This window comes from Rhodospirillaceae bacterium (genome assembly GCA_016712715.1).
GTDB lineage: Bacteria > Pseudomonadota > Alphaproteobacteria > Dongiales > Dongiaceae > Dongia.
In genome coordinates this window covers 663,778-689,617 of sequence record JADJQM010000003.1, presented here as the reverse complement: position 1 = coordinate 689,617, position 25,840 = coordinate 663,778, and the positions used below count along the sequence as shown (strand labels likewise).

Sequence of the window (25,840 nt, the reverse complement as noted above, 5' to 3'; positions counted from 1 at the left end):
CAGCGGGCCTGGATGGCAGATGCCGTCCGGGCCCCTTTTTTATCCGCCGAACAATAACTTGGCCAAAATCCCGGACGCCCACCCTTGGGCTTGAGCAGGACGCCCCGCCCGCCTATAGTCGAGCCGCTTCGGCCCCGGGGAAATTGGATAGATGGCGATTCGAAACGGTTACAAATCAAACGCTTGGCGGAATGGCCACGCCCGGGTGCTCGCGGCCGTTTTCGCCGGATACCTGATGACCGCCTGTTCCAGCCCGGAGCCCGAGATTCCGGAGACCCCGGTCGAGGTACTCTACAACAATGCCAAGGATGCGTTGCAGGCCGGCGAGACGCGCAAGGCTGCAAAGCTGTTCGACGAAGTCGAACGCCAGCACCCCTATTCGAAATGGGCGACGCAGGCCCAGCTGATGTCGGCCTATTCCTATTATCTGGTCGACGCCTATGACGATGCCATTCCGGCACTGGAGCGGTTCATCGAACTCCATCCCGGCAATCGCAGCACGGCCTATGCCTTTTACCTGCGGGCACTTTGCTATTACGAGCAGATCGAGGATGTGACGCGCGACCAGGGCAACACCGAGCTGGCGCAGCGCGCCCTCTCCGACGTGGTGGCGCGCTTTCCGAACACGCCCTATTCGCGCGACGCCACGGTCAAGCTCGATCTCGTGCGCGACCACCTTGCCGGCAAGGAGATGGATGTCGGTCGCTACTATCTGAAGCGCAAGCAGTATCTCGCCGCCATCAACCGATTCAAGGTGGTGGTCGACAAGTTCCAGACTACCAGCCATGTGCCGGAAGCGCTGGAGCGCATGACCGAATCCTATGTGGCACTGGGCGTCTTCGCCGAAGCGCAGAAGGCCACGGCCGTGCTCGGCTACAATTATCCGGGATCGGATTGGTATCAGGATGCCTACAACCTCCTGGTCAGCAAAGGCCTGACGCCGGAAGGCGATGAAGCCGAACCGCCGATCGCTCTGGTCGATCCAGGTGCTGTCGTAGGCGCCGAACCGTCGCCCGACCTCGCGACACCGCCGGCCGACGCGCCGGCCTCGGATCTGGCGCCGGCCCCGGACGCCGTGCCGGTTGATCCGGTTACCGGCCTGGAGCTGCCGAGCGCAAGCGCGCCCGAAGCACCGGTAACGGCACCGACCGAAGCCCCCGCGCTGTCGACGACTTCGGCCGAGGATCTGATGGCACCTGAATCGGAAGACCAACCGAGCGGCGACCAGATCTTGATCCCGCTGGGCGACGATGCCCCAGCACCGCAATAACGCGTGATCGGCAGGCCATGCTGGTCGGCCTCACGATTCACAATGTCGTCCTTATCGAAAAGCTGGAGCTTGCCTTTGCGGCGGGCCTGACCGTGCTGACGGGTGAGACCGGCGCTGGCAAGTCGATCCTGCTCGATGCGCTGGGACTTGCCTTGGGGGCACGGGCGGAAAGCGGTCTGGTGCGCACGGGCGCGCCCCAGGCGATGGTGACGGCGGAGTTCCACGTACCGCGCGATCATGACTCGCTGGCCTTGCTCGACGAACAGGGGATCGAGCGCGATGAAAACCTGATCCTGCGCCGGCAATTGGGCAGCGATGGCCGCAGCCGCGCTTTCGTCAACGACCAGCCGGTCTCGGTGGCCTTCCTGAGGAATCTCGGCGAGCATCTCATCGAGATCGAGGGACAGTTCGAATCCCACGGCCTGCTCGACGCAGCAACCCACCGCGATCTCCTCGACGGATTCGGTGGGCATGGGGCCGAGCTCGCGAAGACGGCCGACGCCTTTCGTGCCTGGCGCGCCGCCGAAGCGGCATTGGCCGAGGCACAGGAGATATTGACCCAGGCCCGCGCCGACGAGGAATTCCTGCGCCATGCGGTGACGGAACTGGAACTTGCCGATCCGCAGCCGGACGAGGAAACCAGGCTCGCCATGGAGCGCCAACTGCTGATGGCAGGTGCGCAGGTGATCGAGGCGATCAACGCAGCACACCAGGATCTGGCCGGCGATCGCGGCGCCGACCGAGCCCTCATCGCCGCCGAGCGCCGGCTGCAGCGGTTGGGCGACAAACTGGGCGATGCGCTGGCGCCGGAACTGGCGGCCGTCGCTGGCGCGCTCGATCGCGCGGGCGTCGAATTGCGCGATGCCATTGCCGGCATCCAGGCCCTGCAATCGTCCCTGGACGCCGACCCGGCGCGGCTCGACAAGGTCGAGGAGCGGCTGCATCTGCTGCGCGACCTCGGGCGCAAGCACCGTGTGCGCGCCGACGCTTTGCCGGAACTGCTGGCCGACCTTGCCAAGCGCCTGCACCTCATCGACGGCAAGAGCGGCGACATTGCCGGCTTGACAGCCGCTGCCTCAGCCACACGCAAGGCCTATCTCGCCGCGTCGGCGGCCCTCACCCAGGCGCGGATAAAGGCAGCCAGGACATTGGATGCGGCGGTCGCCAAGGAATTGGCGCCGTTGAAGCTTGAGAAGGCGCGCTTTGCCACGAGGATCGAGGCGCTTTCGGAGAACCAGTTGGGCGAGGGTGGGGCCGACCGCGTGGCCTTCGAGGTCGCCACCAATCCCGGTGCGGAACCGGGGCCGATCCAGCGCATTGCGTCGGGCGGCGAACTTGCGCGTTTCATGCTGGCGCTGAAAGTCTCGCTGTCGCGCGCGCAACCCGTGCCGAAGCTGGTGTGAGACGAAGTGGATGCCGGAATCGGCGGCGCCACGGCGGCGGCGGTGGGCGCAAGATTGAAGCGCCTTGCCGATCAATTGCAGGTCCTGGTCATCACCCATTCACCGCAGGTGGCGGCCTTGGGCGCGCAGCATTGGCGGGTCGAGAAGAAGATAGCCAAGGGCATCACCAGTACCACTGTGGCGACCTTGTCCGCCGAGGCGCGGCGCGAGGAAATCGCCCGCATGCTGTCCGGCGCCACGATCAGCGACGAGGCGCGGGCGGCGGCCGACAAGCTCCTGAAAGGTGCCGCGTGAGCAAGGCGCCGAAGGTAACGCCGGAACAGAAGCCGGTCGAGGATCTTAACCGAATGGAAGCGCAGTTCGAACTCGCGCATCTTGCCAAGGAGATCGCGCACCACCGGGCACGCTACTACCAGAAGGACGATCCCGAGATCACGGATGCCGAATTCGACGCGCTGATGCAGCGCAATGAGGCGATCGAGAAGCGCTTTCCAAAATTGAAGCTGGCTGAATCTCCTACCGACAAGGTCGGTGCGGAACCCGCGCAGGGTTTCGCCAAGGTGCCGCATCTGGTGCCTATGCTCTCGCTCGATAACGCCTTCGCGGCCGAGGACGTCACCGATTTTGTCGACCGCATCCGCCGCTTCCTGGGCCTTCCGGCCGGGACGGCGGTACCGCTGGCGGCGGAACCCAAGATCGACGGCCTGTCCGCCAATCTCCTCTATGAAGACGGTGTGTTCGTGCGCGGCGCCACGCGTGGCGACGGTGCGGTGGGGGAGGATATCACCGCCAATCTCAAGCATGTCGCCGGCCTTCCGCACCGGCTGAAGGATGGCAATCATCCGGCCCGAATCGAGATCCGCGGCGAAGTCTACATGTCGAAAGCCGGCTTCCTGAAGCTGAATGCCGCGCGCGCTGCGGCAGGTGAGCCGGTCTTCGCCAATCCTCGCAACGCCGCCGCTGGTTCGCTGCGGCAGCTTGACTCCGGCATCACCAAGACGCGGCCGCTGCAGTTCTTCGCCTATGCCTTTGGTGCCGTCGAGGGACTGGAGAAGCGCCCGGACAGCCAGCACGCGCTCAATGACCAGTTGCTTGCCTGGGGATTTGCGGTCAATCCGCGCCGCCGTGTCACCGATGATCTCGAAGAGACGCTGGCCTTCTATGACTCCGTGCAGAATGAGCGCGCGACGCTCGATTACGATATCGATGGCGTCGTCTACAAAGTCGACCGCATCGATTGGCAGGAGCGCCTCGGTTTCATCGGCCGGGCGCCGCGCTGGGCGATCGCGCACAAATTCCCGGCGGAACAGGCCAACACCATCCTGAAGGACATCACCATCCAGGTCGGTCGCACCGGTGTGCTGACGCCGGTCGCCGAACTGGAGCCGGTCAATGTCGGCGGTGTGATGGTGTCGCGCGCCACGCTCCACAATGAAGACGAGATTGCGCGCAAGGATATCCGCGTCGGTGACCGGGTGATCGTGCAGCGCGCCGGCGATGTCATTCCGCAGATCGTCGCGGTCCTCGATGCCGACCGCAAAGGCCGCCACCATGCCTACCGCTTCCCGGACCGATGCCCGGTCTGCGGCAGTCATGTCGTGCGCGAGGAAGGCGAAGTCGCCAAGCGTTGCACCGGTGGGCTCATCTGCCCGGCGCAGGCGGTGGAGCGGTTGCGTCACTTCGTGTCGCGCATGGCCTTCGATATCGATGGACTCGGGGGCAAGCATATCGAGGCCTTCTTCGCCGACGGCCTCATCAAATCGCCGGCCGATCTCTTCCGCCTGAAAGACAAACGCGACCTGCTGTTGCAGCGCGAGGGCTGGGGTGAGTTGTCGGTTGACAATCTGCTGCGCGCGATCGAGGCGCGGCGGCAGATCTCGCTCGAACGCTTCATCTATGCGCTGGGCATCCCGCAGATCGGCGAGGAGACGGCAAAACTGCTTGCCCGCCACTATCTGACCTTCGAAGCCTGGCGCGCGGCAATGGTGGCGGCGAAGGACCCGGAAAGTGCGGCCTATCAGGATTTTGCGACGATCGCCCGGGTTGGCCCGTCGATCCGTGCCGACCTCATCGATTTCTTCGACGAGGAGCACAATCTGGAGGTGGTCGCGGACCTTGCCGGCTTCGTTGCCGTGCAGCCCTTCGTGCCACCCAAGACCGGCAACTCGAAAGTGGCGGGGAAGACGGTGGTCTTCACCGGCTCACTCGAACAGATGACGCGCAACGAAGCCAAGGCGCGCGCGGAAAGCCTGGGTGCCAAGGTGGCTGGCTCCGTATCGAAGAAGACCGACTATCTGATTGCGGGATCGGATGCCGGCTCGAAAGCTGCCAAGGCGGCGGAACTCGGGGTGGTTGTGTTGTCGGAACAGGAGTGGTTGGATCTGATCGGGGGGTAACCACGGCATGATCGACCGGGATGACATCCGATCCGCCTATGTCCTGACCGGCTATGATTACTGGCTGGGAAAAGCGCGTGCCCTGGCCGATCCGAGCCTGCTGCCGGCCCGCCGGGATTTCGATCCCCTGATCGACGTACCACGCCTGGCACCGCGCATCATGTTGATGGATGTGCTGCAGGATCCGCTCGACTTCCGCTACCGCCTGGTTGGCACGGCGCTGCGCCGGCACATGGCGCAGGATTGGACCGGGCAAAAACTGAGCGAGATTCCGTTCCAGCGCATCGGGTCAACCGTGTGGGACAATAACGAGTTGGTGACGCGGGAGCGCCGGCCCCTGCTTGCCCGTCCACCCTATATCGGCCCGCACAAGGACTTCCTGTTTGTCGAAAGCATCATCCTGCCTTTGGCCGACGATGGCGACAGGGTCGATATGCTGATGTTCGTGGTCGATTTTATCGGGGCGGGGCGTTGATGTCGCTTTGCGACCAATCGACAACGCAATGCCCTCGCGGCCCATTTTGCGACCATTTTCCGGAAAGTCGCAGGTGCCGGCAATCGATTGAGCGTTTGAGGGAGAGAATGGTGCCGCCGCGCGGACTTGAACCGCGGACCTACTGATTACGAATCAGTTGCTCTACCGCTGAGCTAAGGCGGCGCCGACAAGACGTCGGGGCCAAATCTGCCCCAATGCTCACTGCGCGGGCCGGAAGCTAGTTTATCAGCCGGGCCGCGTCAACTGATGCGGCGGAGGAAATTGGCGGTGGGTTGTTCTCGCCGCCACCGCCGCCGGATGGCGCTGGCAGAATCTCGAATTCTGCTGGCCGATCAACGGGGTTAGCCGGTTGCCCGGAGGTCGGCGCCAGGGCCAGGGCGGTGCCGCCGCTGCGGCTGCCGACCGGGTGTTTCCACTCCAGGCTGTCGACCGCATCGCAATGCGGGCAGATCAGTTGCCAGTGGCCGCTTTCCGGCCCGGCCTCGCCCCGCGTGCCGCATTGCCGGCAGATCCAGGCGGCATCGGGCCGGGCCGAACTCGCGGCATCGAGCCAGCGTCGCGCGCGGGCCGGGTCGTTGCGGTCGCGCTCTTCGATCTGTGCCATGGCGCGGCAGGTGGCCCGGCTGGGGCCGCCCAGGGTCTCTGTCTCAAGTTCGCTCAGCCGGTCGACATGACGGCGTGCCTCGCCCCACAGTTCGGCGGCAAGGTCGGCCTCGGCCAGGATGCGGTGGCTCTCGGCATGATCCGGATTCTGCCTCTGCAGCCGTTCCAGCCGCTGGGTGCGCTCAAGCGGCCGCTCATTGTCGCCGGCGGCGAGATAGGCTTCGCCCAGGATCTCGTGGGGATGGCTGTCCCAGATCTGTTCAATGAGACGCATCGCTTCCTTGCGCTTGCCCTGACGGACCAGGAGGCGCACCAGCACGAAGCGGGCGGGCGCAAAATCGCCGGCCATCTTTACCGCCTCGCGCGCGGCACTCAGCGCCACGTCGGTCGAGACATCGGTGCCGTCGACGATCAGCGCCTGGCGCGCCTTCTCGGTGAGGAGGGCGGCGCGGCGGCGCTGGCCGGCCTTGGCATTGAGGGCGCCGGCACGGACCAGAGCCTTCAGGCTTTCATCGGCGGCATCGAAATGTCCGGCCTTGGCCTGCAGGCGCAAGGCGGTTTCACCGGCCCATTGCGCATTGGGATTGGCCGCGAGCGCGCGTTCGGCCAATCGGCGCGCTTCCACCTCGTTGCCTTCCTTGAGCGCACCCAGCGCCAGACCACGTAGGCCGAGGATCGCGGTCTCCGGCGTTTCGGCAAGCGCCTTGAAATGGGCTTGCGCTGCTGCGTCATCGCCTTCCAATTGCGCGGCCTGGGCTGCGAGCAGCCTTGTGATCCTTGGTTCTTTGTCGCCACGGGTGAGCATCTTGCGCCCGGTGAGCGACAGGCGCTTGGCCTCTCGGGCATCGCCGGCCGCAGCCGCAGCCAGGCCGCGGGTCAGCGCCTGGTAGCCCTTGGCCTCGCGGGCATGGCCGCGCATGGCGCCGATCTCGCCGGGCACGGCGACGATGCGGGCGATGATCCGGCCAACGACAAAGAGCACGCCCACGCAGAACAGGACGCCGAGGAGGGAAAGAGCGATCGGGTGGAGATCGAGGCGATAGCCGAACCAGACCAGCGACAGATTGCCCGGCCGGTTGGCCAGAACAACAGCGACCGTGATGAGCAGGGCCAGCTTGATGACAAACCAGAGGGCGCGGGAAAAGGTCATTGGCCGCCCCTCATCAATTCGATTGTTCGGGCAGAATGGCCCCGGCATCATTGACCACCGGCGCCAATGCCTCGGCCGACAGGCTGGCAAGGCGGTCGGCGGTCGCGTCGATGGTGAGGCGCGCTTCAGCATGGGCGAGCCAGCTTTCGGCAGCGGTCGCTGCCTGGCCGGTAAGGCCTTTTACCTCGGCGACGGCGGCGGCAAGGTCGCCGGCGGCGAGACGCGTTTCGGCGCGGGCGAGATAGGCGAGCGCGCTGTCGCCCTCGACCTCGCCCACGGGGCGCACGGTGACCAGTTCGGAGAGGCGGTTGAGGGTCTGCTGGAGCCAGCTGCTCTCGACGCCGAGCGCCTCGCCGGTAGCATCCGCCGCGGCGGCCTGGGCGATGGTCGCCACAGGCAGGTCGGCCTGCAATTGCGAGAGCGTTGGCGCGCCGTCATTGGCGAAGGGGCGCAGCACATCCAGCGTGGGCTGGAGCTTTGCCGCAAGGTCCGCATCGGCACGGCCGAGATCCTCGACCGAGGCCAGCTCGGCAGCAAAGGGCTGGTTGCTCGACAAGGTCGCTCGCAACTGCCCGAGGGTGAGGATGAGGGCCGCGGCGCGCTGACGCTTCAACGAGAGGTCGGCTTTCTCTGCGCTCATTTCGCTCAGATCGGCGCCGAGTGTCTTGGCCTCATTTTCGAGCGCACCAAGGCGCTCGGCAAGCGATGTCACGGTCTCCAGCTTCGCCTTGGTGGTTTCGATCTCGGCCTTTTGCGTTGCCGTTTCGCTGCTGAGGAAGTCGAGCCTGGTCGTGGTGTCACCGATCGCGGTGAGCCTGCCCTCAAGCTGGGCGAGGCGGGCGTTGAGATCGGCCAGGAGGGCCGGATCGGCAGAAGGTGCAGCGGCTGCCTCGCTGCCCGTGGTCCCGGACGTGGCGGTGGCGCCCGCAGTGTTGGCCGGCGCGGCGGCCAGTTCCTGGAGCTTTGCCTCGAGGGCTGCAAGGCGCATTTCGATGGGGCCGAGATCGATCGGCGTTGCGTTGTTGGCAGGGACGCCGCTTGCTTGCGCCAACTGGTCTTTCCAGTTGGTGATCTCGGCCTGCAGCGCCTCGATGTTCTGGCGCGCTTCGGTATCGACATTCTGCTTGCCGGCGATCTGCTGCTTGAGCAGGGCGATCTCGTCGGCGAGATCGGCCAGTTTCGTTGCACTGATCTCGGTTGTGGGGAAGGGCAAATAGGGCCGCCAATAGTGCTCGGCCACCACCATGCCGGCGCCGGCGACAGCACCGGCGAGGAGGCCGAGAAAGAGACTGCCGCCGCGACCGCCGCTGGCCGGTTTGGGCATGGCGGCGACAATGGCGGCTCCCGCCGCGGCATCGCTGGCAGCGGCTGCGCGCATTTCAGCGTCGATGGTGGTCGAGGTCCGGGCATTGTCCGGGGCCGCGCCACCGTTGGGGCCACCGGTGGGTTCCTGCGTGGAGCCCTCAGTTGGATTTGCCATCTCCGCATCTCTCCTTTGCTGTTCGCCCTCGACCAAAGCGAGCAGTGATTCCAAATCCGGCCGCGCCGCGATTTCGCTGCGGCGCCAATCCAGATCCTTGATCTCGCGGGCGACGGCGGCGCTGAGGCAAAGCGCCGTCACCTTCTGCAATCCCGGCGCCGTCATCCCCGGCAACTGCGCCTTGCGCCAGAGTGTCGCGAAGGTGCGGGCCGAACGGGGCGAGAAGAGGGCGATCGCATCGATCCCGCCGAGCCGCAGATTCATCAATGTGCTGGGCGACAATTCCTGCGCCGGCACCGCATCGTAGAGCACTGTGCGCCTGACCACAAAGCCCGCTGCTTCCAGCTGCCCCCGAAGGTCGCCGGCAAGGCTGGCACCGGCGGCATGCAGCAGGGCACCGTCGCGCGGGTGCAAGCGATCCGTGACCAGGGTGGCAAGGCTCGCGACATCGCCGGCGGCACTCTCGACCGCGGCAAAGCCGGCGTCGCGCGCCGCCACGGCCGAGGCGTCGCCGACCGCGAAGACCTTGAGGTCCCGGCGCGGTTCGGCCGCTACGAAGCAGCGCACGCCATTGGCGCTGGTGAAGAGGATCGCCTGGACACCGTCGAGGTCGATGACAGGTGACGCCACCGGCTGGATCGTCAGCAACGGCTCGACGGTGACCTCGATGCCGCGCGCAACCAGGGTGGCGGCGAAGCTGTCGGCATCCTGCCGGGGTCGCGTGATGAGTATGCGCATTGGGGAAAACTAAGCCAGGAAGTCCGGTCCGGCTAGTGACTTCAGGTGGCGCCCCGAGTCGCGGCCCAGCCGTTCTGGCTCATTTGCCGTGCCTTGGCGCACATCGCGATATACCTGGCTGCCATCCGGCCTGGCGATCAGGGCGCTGAGGTGCAACTGGCCATCGGCGGTGAGATGGGCATAGGCCGCGATCGGCGTGCGGCAGGAGCCTTCCAGCTCGGCAAGGCAGGCGCGTTCGGCGGTGACGGCGATTTCGGTTGGCTTATGGTGCAGGGGCTGCAACAGGTCGCGCATGCGGCGATCGGTCGCGCGGATTTCGATGCCGATGGCGCCCTGGGCCACGGCCGGCAACATTTCCGTCATATCGAGAATGGCGGTGGCGACATCGGCCTTGCCGAGACGCTTCAGTCCCGCGAGTGCCAGCAGCGTGGCATCGGCATCGCCCTTGGCGAGCTTGGCGAGCCTCGTCCCGACATTGCCGCGCAGGTTGACCACCTTGAGGTCGGGGCGGAGCGCCATCAACTGCGCCTGGCGCCGGAGCGAGGCGGAGCCGATGACGGCACCCTGCGGCAGGGTGGCGATGGAATTGCCGCGGCGGCTGATGAGCACATCGCGCGGGTCTTCGCGTTCGAGGAGGCAGCAGATTTCAAGCCCGTCGGGGAGATGCGTCGGCACGTCCTTCATGGAATGGACCGCAAGGTCAATCCGGTCGGCCAGTAGGGCTTCTTCGATTTCCTTGGTAAAAAGCCCCTTGCCGCCAATCTCGGACAAAGCGCGGTCCTGAATCTGGTCGCCGGTCGTCTTGATGATGACGATCTCGATAGCGTCGGGCCGGGCGAGGGCGGGGTGGGCCGCAGCCAGGGCCGCCTTCACCATTTCCGCCTGTGCCAGCGCCAAGGGCGAGCCACGTGTGCCGATACGTGCCAATGCCCCCGAACCGGGCTTAGCACCTTGGTTGATCCCTGCTTGCGAACCGGCCATAACTACCTCGCCTCCTGCTGGCCGCCCTTTCCTAGCGGCGCCGGCAGTCGAAAGCAATGATTGGGCAGTGCAATTGGTGCCATGCGGTTGAAATGATTGTCTTGGGTATCGAATCTTCCTGCGACGAGACGGCGGCGGCCATTGTCGCCGACGACCGGCGCATCCTGGCCGATACCATTTTCGCCCAGATTGCCGAGCATACCCCCTTTGGCGGCGTGGTCCCGGAGATCGCCGCAAGGGCCCATCTCGACCATCTCGACGACACCATCGCGGCCACCATGCGGCAGGCGGGGCTCGGTTTCGAGGATCTGGACGGAATCGCGGTCACCGGCGGACCGGGCCTCATCGGCGGAGTCATCGTCGGCGTCATGATGGCCAAGGCCATCGCCCTTGCCCATGGCAAGCCCTTCATCGCCGTCAACCATCTGGAAGGCCATGCGCTCACCGCCCGGCTGACCGATGATGTGGCCTTTCCTATCTGCTGCTCCTGGTCTCGGGCGGCCATTGCCAATTGCTGGTGGTCGAAGGCGTTGGGCGCTATCAGCGCCTGGGTGCCACCATCGACGATGCTGCCGGCGAGGCGTTCGACAAGGCGGCCAAGTTGATGGGCCTCGGATTCCCCGGCGGACCGGCGGTGGCGGCGGCAGCACTAAGCGCCACGGCACCCTATCGCGACCTGCCGCGCCCGATGAAGGGGCGGCCGGATTGCAACTTCTCCTTCAGCGGCCTGAAGACCGCCTTGCGCCAGCGCGTCGATGCGTTGCGCGCCGAGAAGGCGTTCGACGATGCGACGCGCGCCAATCTTGCCGCCGGTTTCCAGCAGGCGGTGGTCGATTGCCTGATCGACCGCACGCGGCATGCCCTCAAAATCGCCAAGGCGGAACATCCGAATCTCAGTGCGCTGGTGGTGGCGGGTGGTGTTGCCGCCAACCAGCATCTGCGCGCGAGCCTCATCAAATCGGCGGCAGATTTTGGTGTGGCCCTGGTGGCGCCGCCACCGCGCCTGTGCACCGACAATGCCGCGATGATCGCCTGGGCCGGAATCGAGCGGCTGCGGCTGGGCGAACGAAGCGGCTTCGACTATGCGCCGCGGCCGCGCTGGCCGCTCGATGAGGCGGCGCCGGTTCTTGCCGGTGCCGGCGTAAAGGCATAATGAAGATCGATCCTTTGCAGGAAATGGAAAAAGCAACATGGCGTTCATGATCTATTGTCTCGACAAGCCGAATCATCTTGAGGTGCGCATGGCCAACCGGCCGGCGCATGTCGAGCACCTCATCAAACACGAAAGCCAGCTCGTGACCGGCGGTCCGCTGCTCTCGCCCGACGGCGAGACGATGATCGGCAGCCTGCTGGTGGTCGACATGCCGGACCGCGCCGCTGTCGATACGTTCCTGGCGGCAGATCCCTACAGCAAGGCCGGGCTCTTCCAATCCGTCACCGTCACGCCCTATCGCAACGTCTTCCCGCGCGCGGCGAAGTAGGGAGCGGCGCATGAATTACTGGCTGGTGAAATCGGAACCCGTCAAATATGCCTGGGACCAGTTGGTCAAGGACGGCAAGACGTTCTGGAATGGCGTCCGCAACTACCAGGCGGCCAACAACCTCAAGGCCATGAAAAAGGGCGACCAGGCCTTCTTCTATCATTCCAATGAGGGGTTGGAGATCGTCGGTATCTGCGAGATCGCCAAGGAATATTACCCGGATCATACCGATGAGAGCGGCAGGTTCGGCATGGTCGACGTGAAACCTGCGCGGCCCCTGAAGAATCCGGTGACGCTGGCGGCGATCAAGGCCGAGCCGACCCTGGCCGACATTTCCCTGATCAAGCAGTCCCGCCTCTCGGTCATGCCGATCACGCCGGCGCAATGGAAGCTGATCTGCAAGATGGGCGGCATCAAGCCGTAACACCGCTGGCCCTGACATCGCAGGGCCTCCGCACCGCAAGATGGCCGCGGTCCCGCCATGATCCGGTCGCGGCCGCGCCCAGATGCGGCGTCACAAAACCCCTGTTCATTCTCATGACAGGGGTTTTCCATGACCGATTTCAACAATGACGATTTTGCCAGCCTGCGGCCACCGGAACGCGGCCGCATCGACCCGCGCCAATGGCGCGATCGCTGGCGCGGCTCCGGATTCGAAGCGGCCAAGCGCATCCTGTTCCTGGGTGCGCTCATCCTCCTGATGCTGATCCCGCTCGGCATGGTCGAGGGTGTCGTGCAGGAGCGCAGCTGGCGCAAGCAGCTGGTGATGGATGAAGTGGGCGAGCAATGGGGCCCGGTGCAATCGGTGAGTGCCCCCATCCTGGTGGTGCCCTATGACATGCTGGAGACGCGGCCCAAGGCCGATGGGAGCGAGGCGCTGTTCCGGGTCCGGCATTTCGCCACTTTCCTGCCAGCGACGACCAGCATGAAGGCCCAGAGCCATGTCGAGAAGCGGCACAAGAGCATCTATGAAATCCTCGTCTATGGTGCCGCGATCGACATCAGCGGCACCTTCGCCAGCCCGGATTTTGCGCGCTGGAGCGTGCCGCCGGACCAGATCCATTGGAATGAGGCGAGCCTTGCCGTGCTGCTGCCGGGCGCACGCGCCCTGCAATCGATCGCCCTTGCGGTCGATGGCAAACCGCTGACGGTCGAGGCCGGATTGCTGCCGCAGCATCCACGCGGGCAGGGACTGCGCGCGGATCTCAATCTGGCAAGCGCTCGACCATTCAGCTTCGCCATCAAGCTCGCGGTCAATGGGCGCGACGCGCTCAGCATGCTGCCCTTGGGCGGCCAGACCGAGATCGAGATGTCGAGTGATTGGCCGCACCCGAATTTCCTCGGTTCCCCGCTGCCGAAATCACGCGAAATTTCAGAGACGGGTTTTGCCGGAAGCTGGTCGATCAATCATCTGGCGACCGGCATACCGCTCGCCTGGCGCGACGGCGAGTTCACCCTGGATCCCAATGCCATCGACCGGGTTGGCGTCGGCCTTACCGAGCCTGGCGATGTTCACCAGCAGACCGATCGCATCGTCAAATACGGCCTGCTGGTGGTGGCGCTCACCTTCGGCACCATCTTCATCATGGGGCTCCTCAAGCGTGACCGCGTGCATCTTGTCCAGTATCTGCTGATCGGCGCCGCGATCTCGTTGTTCTATCTGCTGCTGTTGTCGCTGGCAGAACAGATGACCTTCGCTCGCGCCTATCTCATTGCCAGTCTGGTCGACATCACGATCGTCGCCGCCTATGCAGGCGCCACCATCCGGCATGTGGTGGGCGTTTTCACCGGGCTCATTCTCGCGGCCCTGCATGGCTACATGTTCGTGCTGCTGCAGATGGAAAGTTATGCGCTGCTGTCCGGCACGATCGGGCTCCTGCTCATCCTGGTGCTCATCATGGTGGCGACCCGGAAGGTCGATTGGTACGCCATTGGCGAAGATGCCGGCCTGCCAGGGCAGGACCGGCAGCTGGTCGCTTAAAGCTTGGCTTTCGACGCGCAAGCGTTTTTTTTGACCAGGCGGGCAGATATCAAACGATATCTGCCCGTTTTTGCCTTCGCACCGGCAGCAGAATTAACGAAATCGATAGATTTGGTCCATATCAATATCAATAGTCTGACAATTCGGGGGTGGATGTCCCACCCCGTGTCGACGAGGATCACCATGTTCCGCACTTCGATTTCCCGCCTGCTCATCACCCTGCAGATCGTGATTCTGACCGGCCTGGTGGCCGCGATGGGCACGTTCGCCATCAACGCCTTGAGGGACTATCTAGCGGCGTCCTATGCGTTGGATGCGGTCAATACCGATCGGGTCGTATTTCAGTCGGTCATCGATATCCGCGCCCAGATCAGCCCGTCACAAACCGCTCTCCAAACCCAGGATGATCCGAAAGCCATCATTGACGAGGTCGTTGCCAAGGCCGAGGCCAGCGCCAAGACGGCGATCGATGCGGTCCAGGCCCTCGAACTGGAGGGTAAAGAAAAACTCCTGACGGAGTTTGATAGCAGTTTCAAGGCTATTAAAGTTGTCGAACCAGCGATCTATGAGCAAGCCGCGCTAGCGAAGGATAAGCGCGACCTGCAGAAGACCATGGAGTGGCGGGAAGCCGTCTTTGCTGGTTTCAGGGCACTGAATGAAATCTCGATCGCCATGGGAAATGTGGTTCGCCAGCAGGATGCGTTCCTGGCTGAGATGGTACAGGTACGCCGAATCGGTTGGATGCTGCGGGACAATTACGGTCCCCAATGTGTTTTGTTGCGTTCGGCAAACGCCAAAAGTGAGCCCCTGTCGCTAGAAAAACAGAAAGAGTGGCATGAGGGTGTTGGCGTTTATCAAGGTGCTTGGATCGTGATAGACGAATTGTTGGCGACGCCCAGCACCCTGCCCCAGATCAAGGAAGCGGTCGCGACCGCCCGCACCCAGACCGATGCCGTCCAAAAGCAATTGAATGAACTGGCCGCGAAATTTGACGGCAGCGGGAAGCCGGCCATGGAAGCCAAGGCCTTCACCGATCTCTGTAACGTTCCGTTCAAGGTGATGCTGGCGATCAGCTTCGCGGCCCTTGATCAGGCCAAGGCACATGTCGAGACAAAACAAGGCAACGCCCTTTGGGTCCTCATCATGGCCATAGCCGGTCTTGCCGCCACGCTTGTTCTCGCGGCTATTGGCATCTGGGCGGTCCTGAATCGGTTCTCGCGGCCGATCCAGGTTCTGATGGGCGCCGTTGGGCGTTTGGCGGACCGCAATTTTGTGGACGCCGTGCCTCAGCCCAAACACCCGGACGAACTCGGCAAGCTGTCAGTCGCCCTGGAAAGCTTGCGCTTGAGTGCTCAGGAAGCCGAGCGCCTTGAGCGGGAGGCCAGTGAGCGGTCCGAGGTCGAACTGCAAAAGGCGCGTGAGTTGCAGGAAATGTGTCGGCAGTTCGATGGCCAGGTGAAGCAATCGCTGGTGGCGATCGGTCAGTCGACGGATTCGCTGCGCAAGACCGCCGACACCATGCGCGATACGGCCACCAATTCCAGTTCCCAGGCGCAAACGGTCGCCAATGCCGCCAACCAGGCGGCCGGCAATGTGCAGACCGTGGCGGCTGCGACGGAGGAACTGTCAGCCTCAATCGCCGAGATTTCGCAGCGCGTCACCACCAGCGCCGATGGTTCGCGCGCCGCTGTCTCCAAGGCCGAAGAAACCAACCGCACTTTCGACGCGCTGGCCAAATCGGCGCAAAGGATCGGCGACGTGCTGGGCCTTATCTCCGAAATCGCGGCGCAGACCAACCTCCTTGCTCTCAACGCCACGATCGAGGCAGCGCGCGCCGGCGATGCCGGCAAGGGCTTTGCCGTGGTGGCAAGCGAGGTCAAGAACCTCGCCGGCCAGACCTCGAAAGCGACGCAGGAGATTTCGGAACTGGTGACCGAGATCCAGTCGAACACCAATCTTGCCGTCACCGCCATTCGCGACATCACGGTCTCGATCAACGCGATCAGCGAGGGTGCAACCGCCATCGCCGCGGCGGTGGAAGAGCAGGGTGCCGCGACCGGCGAGATTGCGAACAGTGTGCAGCAGGCTGCCCAGGGCACCCAGGAGGTGACTCACACCATCGCCGTTGTCGCCGAATCGAGCCAGCGCACGGGGTCGGCTGCGACCGATGTGGCCACGTCGCTCGAGGGCATGTTGCGAGAACAGGGCAACCTGCGACAGGCGGTGGAAGAGTTCCTGACCCGCGTCCAGGCGCGCTGATCCCCGGAATTGGGCCACACGTTCCGTCTTTCCAAGGACAAGACCCTCCTTTTGTAGGGATTTCCTTTTCCGGCCAACCCGGCTGCTATCATGGCAGCCGGGTTTTGCTGTCCCTTGCGCGCATGTTCCTGCATCTGGTCAAGGTCTTGTAACTGCGTGGGGTTCTGTCGATAATCCGCCCTGAATGCGGCCACCGCGCCAATCGGTGCCCGAAAAAATAAGTAGATTCCGGGACCTGGGAGGCCCGACGCGCATGAGTGATCAGCTTGTATTTGATGTGCCGCCCGCGGCAGCCGCGCGCGCCCTCGTGACTCCAGCCAAGTATGACGAGATGTACCGGCAGTCGGTCGCCGACAATGCCGGTTTCTGGGGCGAGCACGGCAAGCGCATCGACTGGATCAAGCCCTATACCCAGGTGAAGGACGTCGATTACGCCGGCGACGTGCGCATCCGCTGGTATTACGACGGCACGCTCAACGTCTCGGCCAATTGCATCGACCGGCACCTGCCCAAGCGCGCGAACCAGACGGCGATCATCTGGGAAGGCGATCACCCGTCGGAATCAAAGCACATCACCTATGCCGAGCTCGCCGAGCAGGTCGGCCGCATGAGCAATGTGCTGAAGGCACGGGGCGTCAAAAAGGGTGACCGCGTCACCATCTACATGCCGATGATCCCCGAGGCAGCCTATGCCATGTTGGCCTGCACCCGCATCGGCGCCGTCCATTCGATCGTCTTTGGCGGCTTCTCGCCGGACAGTCTGGCCGGCCGCATCGTCGATTGCGATTCCCGCGTCATTATTACCGCGGATGAGGGACTGCGCGGCGGTCGGACGGTGCCGTTGAAGGCCAATGTCGACGCTGCCCTCAAGCAATGCCCCGATGTCACCTCCTGCATCGTGGTGAAGCGCACCGGCGGCGGCATCGAGATGAAGCAGGGGCGCGACGTCTGGTATCATGAGGAAGCGGCCAAGGTATCGCCGGACTGCAAGCCGGAGGAGATGAACGCCGAGGATCCGCTGTTTATCCTCTATACCTCCGGTTCGACCGGCAAGCCCAAGGGCGTGCTGCACACGACCGGCGGCTACCTGGTCTATGCATCCTTCACCCATCAGTATGTCTTCGACTATCACGAGGGCGATATCTATTGGTGCACGGCGGATGTGGGCTGGGTCACCGGCCACAGCTACATCGTCTACGGGCCGCTCGCCAACGGTGCCACCACCTTGATGTTCGAAGGCGTTCCCAACTATCCGGACGCCTCGCGCTTCTGGGAGGTGTGCGACAAGCACAAGGTCAACATCTTCTATACCGCCCCCACCGCGATCCGCGCCTTGATGCGCGAAGGCGAAGAGCCGGTGCAGAAGTGCAAGCTCAACAGCCTGCGCCTGCTGGGCTCGGTCGGCGAACCGATCAATCCGGAAGCCTGGCTCTGGTATCACCGCGTTATCGGCAAGCATCGCTGCCCGATCGTCGATACCTGGTGGCAGACCGAGACCGGCGGCATTCTCATCTCGCCCTTGCCCGGCGCCACGCGGCTGAAACCCGGTTCGGCCACAAGGCCATTGCCCGGCATCATGCCGGAAATCGTCGATGCCAATGGCAACGTGCTCGATGGCGAATGCGAGGGCAATCTGTGCATCAGTGATTCCTGGCCGGGTCAGATGCGCACCGTCTATGGCGATCACAAGCGTTTCGCCGAGACCTATTTCAGCGCCTATCCCGGCAAGTACTTCACCGGCGACGGCTGCCGGCGCGACGAGGACGGCTACTACTGGATCACCGGCCGCGTCGATGACGTCATCAACGTTTCCGGCCACCGCATGGGCACGGCCGAAGTCGAGAGCGCGCTGGTCTCGCACCAGAAAGTGGCCGAGGCCGCGGTCGTGGGCTATCCGCACGACATCAAGGGGCAGGGCATCTACGCCTATGTCACCTTGAAGACCGGCGTCACCCCGACAGAGGAATTGCGCAAGGAACTGGTGATGTGGGTCCGCAAGGAAATCGGCCCGATCGCGGCACCCGACCTCATCCAATGGGCGCCAGGCCTGCCCAAGACGCGCTCCGGCAAGATCATGCGCCGCATCCTCCGCAAGATCGCCGAGAACGAGTTCGGCAGCCTCGGCGATACCTCGACGCTCGCCGATCCCAATGTGGTGACGGATCTGGTCGACAACCGGATGAACAAGTAGGGCTTCTTAACGGGCCGTCGTTATGACCCCTCGTTCCCGTGAAAAGGAGCGAGGGGTTTTTTCTAGCCGACGAGATGCTTGAAGGCAGCGACCACCTGCTCATAGAGCGGGCGCTTGAAGCCGACGATGAAGTCCGGGGTCTGCTTCAGATCCGCCCAACGCCAGGCGCTGAATTCCGGATGCTCGCCATTGATGTCGATCTCGGTGTCGTTGCCGCTGAAGCGGAAGGCGAACCATTTCTGCTTCTGCCCCCGATACTGGCCCTTCCAGATGTTGGGAACGAGTTCGTGCGGCAGATCGTAGCGCAGCCAGCCCGGTGTTTCCTCCAACAGCACGGCTGACTTGACCCCCGTCTCCTCGTAAAGCTCGCGCCAGGCGGCGGCCAGGGGTTCCTCACCCTTGTCGATGCCACCCTGCGGCATCTGCCAAGCAGGCTCCGGATTGTCGAGACGCTGGGCCACGAAGACCTGGTCGTTGCCGTTGAGGAGCACGATGCCGACACCTCGGCGATAGGGCAGCGCGTCGATCTCGGCATCGGTCAGCTTCTTCATGGTCACTCAATCCTTCGTCAGAAAGGCGCTGGCTGGCACCAGCACCAGCCCGCGATCCTTGGCGGCAGGCGCCAGGCTCGTCAAGGCGGCAATGCTCAGCGGGTAAGGCTGCACCACCATCAGGGCCTGTTTGCGACTGCGGGCAAGGGTCATTACGGCGTCGATCTGCGTTGCCAGGGCTTGGCGCGATTCATCCTGGGCGATCGCCATGTCGGTGGTGACGCCGAGCGGCGCATCCGCAAGGCCTTTGCTTGCCGCACTAAGGGCGCTGGCATGGCCGCTGGTATCGAGAAAGCCCAGCCCGCGCTGGCCGAGTTCAGAGAGGATCGGCCGCAATGCCGCACGATCAGCAAGGAACCGATCGCCGAACTGGGTAGCAACGCCGGTGACGCCGGCAGCCGATTCCAGCAACAGATCCAGGCGGCGCAGATTCTCGTCCTTGTTGAGGGCGGTCAGCAGGCCGAGCGGTCCGGGATCGTCCTGCGGATAATTGAGCGGTTCGAGCGGCAGATCGACCATGACTTCATGGCCATAGGCATGGGCGGCGTCGATCCAGGCAGCAAGGTCCGGCGCATAGGGGCTGAAGCTCAAGGTGATTTCGGGCGGCAGATCGGCGATGGCGGCACCCGTCACACCCTGGTTGAGGCCGAGCCCCACCACCACGATGCCGATCCGCGGCTTGGTGCCGAGGAACAGGGCCGGTCGGGCAAAGCGCTTGACCGGCGGCTGGTCGAATTCGCCGGGTACGAGGCGCAAGGAGCGCGGCGCCGGTCGCGTGGCCAGCAATTCCGTCGCCGAGAGCGGCGTCAGGACCAACTGCTTGGCCGGCGCTGCCGGGCTGTCGGCGGTGAACGACCCCATCGGTTGCAGGTCGGGGCCTTCGGCAGATTCACCGGCGGGGGTGGGGGTTGGCGTGGTGCCGAGATCGATGAGATTGCCGCTTGCCAGCATCTCATCGAGCCCACCGGTCGCTTGCAGATAGAGCGCGCCGCCGGCCGCGATCAGAACCAGCAGCAGGAAAAAGATGAAGCCCGGGCCACCGATCCAGCTGCCGCGCCTGCTTGTGACAGGTCGCAAGGGATCGATGGCACCGGGCTCCGGCAATCTATCGTCACGCATCGCGCGGATGACGCGTCAGTTGGCGGCCGACTTGCCCTGGATCAGTGCCAGGCCGCGCAACAGGTCGATGGCGCGAGCCAACTGGAAGTCGTCATCCGGGCGCGCAATCTGCTCGCGCTCGGAGCCGACGAAGGGCACGGCTTCTTCCTTCTTCGGCTCGTCCGCCTTGGGTTCAGCGGCCGCATTCTGGTCGGCTTCCGGCTCGGCCTTGGGTGCAGCACCTTCCTCGGCGTTGCCGTTGGTAAGGGCGCCCTTGAGGTCGGATTCATGCGGCCGGTTTTCGGCCCCCAGCTTCTCGACCTTGGCCTGTTCGACCATGATGTCGGGATCGATGCCGGTGGCCTGGATCGAGCGGCCGGACGGCGTGTAGTAGCGCGCCGTGGTGAGGCGCATGGCGCCATGGCCCGGAATGGCCATGATCGACTGCACCGAGCCCTTGCCGAAGGATTTCGTGCCGATGAGGACGGCCCGGCTGTGGTCCTGCAGGGCGCCGGCGACGATTTCCGATGCCGATGCCGAACCGCCGTTGATCAGGACGATCATCGGCGCGCCGCCGATGATGTCGCCGCCTTCGGCATTCCAGCGCTGGGCGTCGTTGGGGTCACGGCCGCGGGTCGAGACGATCTCGCCCTTTTCCAGGAAGTCGTCGGATACGGCGATCGCCTGGTCAAGGAGGCCACCCGGATTGTTGCGCATGTCGAGGACGACGCCAGCCAGTTCACCCTTGGTCGCCTTGTTGAGCTCGTCGACGGCGGCGCGAAGGCCCGCATCCGTCTTCTCGCTGAAGGAGGTGATGCGGACATAGCCGATATTACCGTCCTCGAGCTCCCAGCGTGCCGACTTCAGCTGAATGACGGCGCGCTTCAGGGTGACTTCGAACGGCTCCTGCTGGCCGCGCAGCACGGTGAGCGTGACGCTGCTGCCGATTTCGCCGCGCATCTTCTCGACCGCCTCGTTGAGGGTCAGGCCCTGGACCGGCTGGCCGTCGATCTGGGCGATGAGATCACCCGGCTGCATGCCGGCCTTGGCGGCGGGGGTATCGTCCATCGGCGTCACGACCTTGATGAGGCCGTCTTCCATGGTGACTTCGATGCCAAGACCGCCGAACTCGCCTTTGGTCTGAACCTGCATGTCCTGGTATTCCTTGGCATTCATGTAGCTCGAATGCGGGTCCAGGGAGGTCAGCATGCCGTTGATGGCGGCTTCGACCAATTCGTCATCCTTGGTCGGCTCGACATAGGCCGCGCGCACGCGCTCGAAAACCTCGCCGAACAGATTGAGCTGCTCGTAGGTGTTGACCGGCGGTGCATCCGCCGTCGATTCAGCCTGCGAGGGGCCTGGATGAAATGCAAGCGTGCCGATGACCATGCCGGCGGCGAGGGCGGTGGCGACGAGGAGCGATTGGCGGAACATGTGAATCACTGACCTTTAGTTGCTGTTGCTGGTATCGAATATCGGCGCCGGATCGAAGGGTTGGCCGTCATGGCGCATCTCTATGTAAAGTCTTGGCCGGCCGGTTCCTGTGTCATTGCCAGATTCTTCTGGCTCGTTTTCTGGCTGCGTGGTCTCCAACTGGGCTGCCGCCCCCATCCGACCGATGGGTTCGCCGGCCTTCAGCCATTGGCCGACATCGACCGCCACCCGGTCTAGACCAGCCAGGATTGTATGATACCCACCCGAATGCTCGATGATCAATATTTGGCCATATCCACGAAAAGGACCTTCGAACACAATCTGACCATCAAATGTGGCCACAATTTGGGCGCCGGGGCGGGTTTCGATCTCGACCCCCTTCATGGTGCCGGCCGTCTCGGTCTTGGAGCCGAATTTTTTTACCATTGTGCGGCGCGGGGGGACGGTCGGCCGCGTGATATCCTTGGGAAAAGCCCGGAGATCGGCCGGTTTTTTGGTGACAGCCGGCTTTTTCGGCGCATCCGGCTCCAGGGACGCTACCTGGTCATCGTCGGTGGGTGATTCGTCGGCCGGAGTCGGATTCTCCGTTTCCGTCTGTTCCAGTCGGGTGATCAAATCCTGGAGGTTCTTGGCCTGGTCTGCGAGACGGGCCAGGCGCTGCCTTGTGGCCTCGGTCTCGGCCAAGGTCGATTGCTGCAGGCCCGATTTCTTGGCGACCAGGTCGGAGAGCCGCTGGTTCTCGCCGGCGAGCTTCGCCAGGGCCGCGGTGAGATCGTCCCGCCGCCGTGCCATCTCCTGGCGCAGTTCCTTGATCTCGTTGAGCTCGCTCTGCAAGGCACGGGCACGGCCGTCCAGCACGGGGGTGACGATGCCCAGCAGGCGAGCCGAGCGCGCCATGTCGATGGGCTGTTCCGGGCCGAACAGCAATGCCTGGCGCGGCAGGGCGGAGAGGCGCTGCAGCGCCACCAGGGTCGAGGCCAGTTCCTTGCGGCCGCGCTTCAGCGCCGCTTCCTTGTCGCGTTCGGATTCGCTCAGCGTCGCCAGGGTGTTTTCGATCTCCGTCACCTCGCGTTCGCGGCGCTGGACGTCGGCGGCGGCCGATATCAACGCCGTCTGCAGATCCGCCACCTCGCGGCTCAGGGCTGCCGCCTGGCTGGCGAGCTCCTCGGCCTTCTTCTGGCTCGATTGCAATTCCTGCTGCACATTCTCCAGGTCGCTGGCCGTCTGAGCCAGGCTCTCGATAGGCCAGCAGAGGCCCGTCAGCATTACGGCCGCGCAGAGATGACGGATCAGGTTGGTTGACGTCACGCCGAAGCAACACCCGCGTTGCGGCGCAGATCGCCGGGCAGCGCCGGTTCGGGCGTCACCAGTGATTGGCCGGTCATTTCCTTGGGCTGGGTGATACCGAGCAGGGCCAGGATTGTCGGCGCCACATCGGCCAGGCGACCGTCGTGGAGCTTGTGCGCCCAGGCCGGGGCATTGACCAGGATGAACGGCACGCGGTTGAGCGTGTGGGCGGTGTGCGGCTCGCCGGTGATCGGGTCCTTCATCATTTCGCAATTGCCGTGATCGGCGGTGATGAGCAGGGCGCCGCCCTGTTTCTCGATCGCGGCGCGCACCCGGCCCAGGCAATCATCGACCACCTCGACCGCCTTCACCGCGGCGGCAAGGTTGCCGCTGTGACCAACCATGTCGCCATTGGCGTAATTGACGACGATGAGGTCGAAGGCATCGGATTCGATCGCTCCTACCAATTTGTCGGTGAGTTCATAGGCCGACATTTCCGGCATCAGATCATAGGTCGCGACCTTCGGGCTCGGCACCATGATGCGTTCTTCGCCAGGGAAGAGATTCTCTTCTCCACCGTTGAAGAAAAAGGTGACGTGGGCGTATTTCTCGGTCTCCGCCATGCGCAACTGCTTCATGCCATGGTCGGACACGATTTCGCCCAGGGTGCGGGTGAGTTCGACTGGCGGGAACAGGCAGGGCATCAGCTTGGCAAGCTCCGCCGAATATTCGACCATGCCGAGGATGGCGGCGAACGAGGTGACCTTCTTGCGCGGGAAATCCTTGAACGCGGGATCGATGAGTGTCGTCAGCAATTGCCGTGCGCGGTCGGCGCGGAAATTGGCCATCAGCAATCCGTCACCATTGCGGAAGCCCGGAAAGTTGCCGATGAGCGTCGGCTTGATGAATTCGTCGGTCTCGCCCCGCAGATAACCTTCGGCGATGGCGGCCTGGGCCGTGGCGACGCGTGGCGCGTCACCATGGAAGGCGTCATAGGCGAGCGTCACGCGCTCCCAGCGCTTGTCCCGGTCCATGGCGTAGAAGCGGCCGCCCAGCGTACCGATGCGGACATTCGGCAGGTTCGCGATCTTGGCCTCAAAATCGGCGACAAAGCCCTTGGCGCTTTGCGGCGGCGTGTCGCGTCCATCGAGAAAGCCGTGGATGACCACGCCGATGCCGGCCGCCGACAGGATTTTCGCCAGCGCCACCATATGGTCCTGGTGCGAATGCACCCCGCCCGGAGAGAGCAGGCCCATCAACTGTACATCGCCCTTGCTGGCGCGCATCTTGGCGACAAAGGTTTCCAGTTCCGGCAACTTGGCGATGGTGCCATCGGCGATCGCCCGGTCGATGCGCGGCAGGTCCTGCATCACCACCCGGCCGGCGCCGATATTCATATGGCCGACCTCGGAATTGCCCATCTGCCCTTCGGGCAGGCCCACATAGAGCTCCGACGCGTCGACCAGGCTCCAGGGATTCTCGGCCGTGAGACGGTCCCAGTTCGGCGTTTTCGCCAGCAGCACGGCATTGTCCGCGCTCTCATGCCGATGGCCCCAGCCATCGAGAATGCAGAGAACCACGGGCTTCGGACGGGCTTTGGCGATGGGGCTTTGAGTCATGGGTCTCAGTTCGGGCTCGCAACAGGATAAAGGGATCCTGAAAGATTTAACCCGATCCGGCGGGCAGCGCCAGAGTCTTGGCACTGCGACGCAGGTTGCCGCATGCCAAATTTATCGAGATATGACAGGCAATTAGGGCAGAACAGGCCTAGTCACGATGATAGGGATGGCCGGCGATGATGCTCTGGGCGCGATAGATCTGTTCCATCAGCAGGACGCGGACCAGCATATGCGGCCAGGTCATCGAGCCGAAGGACAGCAGCAGCCCCGCCCGGTCGCGGATGCTGGGGGCGAGGCCATCGGCGCCGCCGATGATGAAGACCAGCTCGCCATAGCCCTGATTGCCAAGCGCCGTGATGCGCTTGGCAAAGTCGCGGCTGGGCAGGCTCTGGCCGCGTTCGTCGAGCGCGATGATCACGCGCTTGGCGCTGGCCTTGGTGCCCAGCGCCTTCTCGATAAGCTCGGCTTCCGCCGCCATCAGCTCGGCGCCGGTGATTCCCTTCCTGGCCTCAAGTTCGATCAACTCGCTGGGCCAGGTGAGGCGCTTGCGATAGGTCTCGACCAGTGTCTTCTCAGGCCCTGCCTTGGCGCGCCCCAGGGCGATGATGCGTATCTTCATGTCGATGTCGGCTTTCCGGTTTTCACAGCGGCGCTATAGTGGGGCAGCGGCTGTTGAAGCTCAATGCATGTCCGCTGCAGGATTGACCTCACCGCCATGCAAATCGTCCGATTTCTCCCCACCCTCATCTGCTCGCTGCTGCTCGCCGCCTGCGCCACGTCTGTGCCGCCGCGCGTCATTGCCCCCAGCGAGTCTGTCCGAGCCAGCATCCTTCGCCTCGCGGAACAGGAATGGCGCGCCTTCGGTGGCCAGATCGTCCGCCGCGCGCCGGACCGTCACGAGATCATCGATCCGGTCGGTGTCTGGGAGGATGAGCGCAAGGGGTCGGCATTGGTCGCCAAGTACTGGCGCAGCGTCGGCCAGGATTGGACCGGCCTGGATGGCAACAAGCCCTGGTCGGCGGCCTTCATCTCCTGGGTCATGGCGGAAGCCGGCGTGTCCGATCAGGAGATGCCGGCATCGGCCACCCATGCCAGCTATCTGCGTGCAGCCATTGCCGCCGGCTCGGGGCATTGGCGGGCCTATCCGCCGGACGCCTACGCACCGCAGCCGGGTGACCTCATCTGTGCGACGCGGGCCGGACAGAAGGTCGAACGATTTGACGCGGTACCGCCGGGTGCGACACTCCATTGCGACATCGTGGTGACGGTTGAACCCGGCATGCTGCAATCGATCGGCGGCAATGTCCGCAACTCGGTCACCAAGTCGGAGCGTCGCCTGGGGCCGGACGGGCGTCTTGCCGGCAATGACGACCGGCCCTGGTTCCTGGTGCTGGAGAACCGCTATCCGTAAAGAGCCGCCGC

The 25,840-nt window shown here is 64.1% G+C and carries 17 protein-coding genes, 1 tRNA gene and 3 pseudogenes; 11 read left to right on the top strand and 10 right to left on the bottom strand.

Annotated features, from left to right (window positions below; all coding sequences use genetic code 11):
• Window positions 1-151 precede the first annotated feature (151 nt).
• The 4 genes and pseudogenes from bamD (at window position 152) to IPK59_20930 (ending at window position 5,544) form a co-directional block, all read left to right on the top strand.
• The gene (gene bamD / locus IPK59_20945) at window positions 152-1,270 is read left to right on the top strand and encodes an outer membrane protein assembly factor BamD (GenBank protein MBK8161116.1); all 1,119 of its coding nucleotides are present in this window, start codon (window positions 152-154) and stop codon (window positions 1,268-1,270) included.
• 17 nt (window positions 1,271-1,287) lie between these two features.
• Window positions 1,288-2,967, top strand: a pseudogene (gene recN / locus IPK59_20940) (DNA repair protein RecN).
• 53 nt (window positions 2,968-3,020) lie between these two features.
• Complete coding sequence (gene ligA / locus IPK59_20935; protein ID MBK8161115.1) at window positions 3,021-5,069, top strand: NAD-dependent DNA ligase LigA; 2,049 nt, start codon at window positions 3,021-3,023, stop codon at window positions 5,067-5,069.
• A gap of 7 nt (window positions 5,070-5,076) precedes the next feature.
• Window positions 5,077-5,544, top strand: coding sequence for a hypothetical protein (locus IPK59_20930; GenBank protein ID MBK8161114.1), 468 nt, complete (start codon window positions 5,077-5,079; stop codon window positions 5,542-5,544).
• Between the two features lie 108 nt (window positions 5,545-5,652).
• Here the strand turns inward: IPK59_20930 and IPK59_20925 are convergent.
• The 4 genes and pseudogenes from IPK59_20925 to hemC all read right to left on the bottom strand — a co-directional run bounded on the left by IPK59_20925 (window position 5,653) and on the right by hemC (window position 10,517).
• Window positions 5,653-5,727, bottom strand: a tRNA-Thr gene (locus tag IPK59_20925).
• A 55-nt stretch (window positions 5,728-5,782) separates the two neighbouring features.
• The gene (locus IPK59_20920; protein MBK8161113.1) at window positions 5,783-7,318 is read right to left on the bottom strand and encodes a hypothetical protein; all 1,536 of its coding nucleotides are present in this window, start codon (window positions 7,316-7,318) and stop codon (window positions 5,783-5,785) included.
• A 1,501-nt stretch (window positions 7,319-8,819) separates the two neighbouring features.
• Window positions 8,820-9,536: pseudogene (locus tag IPK59_20915) on the bottom strand (uroporphyrinogen-III synthase).
• A 9-nt stretch (window positions 9,537-9,545) separates the two neighbouring features.
• Window positions 9,546-10,517, bottom strand: coding sequence for a hydroxymethylbilane synthase (hemC, locus tag IPK59_20910; protein ID MBK8161112.1), 972 nt, complete (start codon window positions 10,515-10,517; stop codon window positions 9,546-9,548).
• Window positions 10,518-10,609: 92 nt separating this feature from the next.
• Between hemC and tsaD the strand changes: the two are divergent.
• The 6 genes and pseudogenes from tsaD to acs all read left to right on the top strand — a co-directional run bounded on the left by tsaD (window position 10,610) and on the right by acs (window position 18,429).
• Window positions 10,610-11,670: pseudogene (tsaD, locus tag IPK59_20905) on the top strand (tRNA (adenosine(37)-N6)-threonylcarbamoyltransferase complex transferase subunit TsaD).
• 37 nt (window positions 11,671-11,707) lie between these two features.
• Window positions 11,708-11,998: a YciI family protein gene (locus IPK59_20900; protein MBK8161111.1), complete on the top strand. Its 291-nt coding sequence runs from the start codon at window positions 11,708-11,710 to the stop codon at window positions 11,996-11,998.
• A gap of 10 nt (window positions 11,999-12,008) precedes the next feature.
• A complete protein-coding gene (locus IPK59_20895) occupies window positions 12,009-12,422 on the top strand; it encodes an EVE domain-containing protein (protein ID MBK8161110.1) in 414 nt (137 codons plus the stop codon).
• A 129-nt stretch (window positions 12,423-12,551) separates the two neighbouring features.
• The gene (locus tag IPK59_20890; protein MBK8161109.1) at window positions 12,552-13,979 is read left to right on the top strand and encodes a cell envelope integrity protein CreD; all 1,428 of its coding nucleotides are present in this window, start codon (window positions 12,552-12,554) and stop codon (window positions 13,977-13,979) included.
• 3 nt (window positions 13,980-13,982) lie between these two features.
• Entirely contained in the window at window positions 13,983-16,238 is a 2,256-nt protein-coding gene (locus IPK59_20885) for a methyl-accepting chemotaxis protein (GenBank protein MBK8161108.1), read from the top strand.
• A gap of 253 nt (window positions 16,239-16,491) precedes the next feature.
• Window positions 16,492-18,429 (top strand): acetate--CoA ligase, encoded by a 1,938-nt coding sequence (acs, locus tag IPK59_20880; GenBank protein ID MBK8161107.1) that lies wholly within the window; start codon window positions 16,492-16,494, stop codon window positions 18,427-18,429.
• A 62-nt stretch (window positions 18,430-18,491) separates the two neighbouring features.
• On the opposite strand, the gene IPK59_20875 is transcribed toward acs, so the two are convergent.
• The 6 genes from IPK59_20875 to rlmH all read right to left on the bottom strand — a co-directional run bounded on the left by IPK59_20875 (window position 18,492) and on the right by rlmH (window position 25,037).
• Window positions 18,492-18,980, bottom strand: a complete 489-nt coding sequence (locus IPK59_20875; GenBank protein MBK8161106.1) for an RNA pyrophosphohydrolase — start codon at window positions 18,978-18,980, stop codon at window positions 18,492-18,494.
• Window positions 18,981-18,986: 6 nt separating this feature from the next.
• The gene (locus IPK59_20870) at window positions 18,987-20,099 is read right to left on the bottom strand and encodes a divergent polysaccharide deacetylase family protein (protein ID MBK8161105.1); all 1,113 of its coding nucleotides are present in this window, start codon (window positions 20,097-20,099) and stop codon (window positions 18,987-18,989) included.
• Window positions 20,100-20,114: 15 nt separating this feature from the next.
• Complete coding sequence (locus IPK59_20865; GenBank protein ID MBK8161104.1) at window positions 20,115-21,512, bottom strand: S41 family peptidase; 1,398 nt, start codon at window positions 21,510-21,512, stop codon at window positions 20,115-20,117.
• Between the two features lie 15 nt (window positions 21,513-21,527).
• Window positions 21,528-22,820: a peptidoglycan DD-metalloendopeptidase family protein gene (locus tag IPK59_20860; protein ID MBK8161103.1), complete on the bottom strand. Its 1,293-nt coding sequence runs from the start codon at window positions 22,818-22,820 to the stop codon at window positions 21,528-21,530.
• Window positions 22,817-24,418 (bottom strand): 2,3-bisphosphoglycerate-independent phosphoglycerate mutase, encoded by a 1,602-nt coding sequence (locus tag IPK59_20855; GenBank protein ID MBK8161102.1) that lies wholly within the window; start codon window positions 24,416-24,418, stop codon window positions 22,817-22,819. The genes IPK59_20860 and IPK59_20855 overlap by 4 nt, the downstream gene beginning before the upstream one ends.
• Before the next feature lie 148 nt (window positions 24,419-24,566).
• Window positions 24,567-25,037, bottom strand: a complete 471-nt coding sequence (gene rlmH, locus IPK59_20850) for a 23S rRNA (pseudouridine(1915)-N(3))-methyltransferase RlmH (GenBank protein ID MBK8161101.1) — start codon at window positions 25,035-25,037, stop codon at window positions 24,567-24,569.
• A 96-nt stretch (window positions 25,038-25,133) separates the two neighbouring features.
• Here rlmH and IPK59_20845 point away from each other — a divergent pair, with 96 nt between their 5' ends.
• A complete protein-coding gene (locus tag IPK59_20845; protein MBK8161100.1) occupies window positions 25,134-25,829 on the top strand; it encodes a DUF2272 domain-containing protein in 696 nt (231 codons plus the stop codon).
• Window positions 25,830-25,840: the final 11 nt, after the last annotated feature.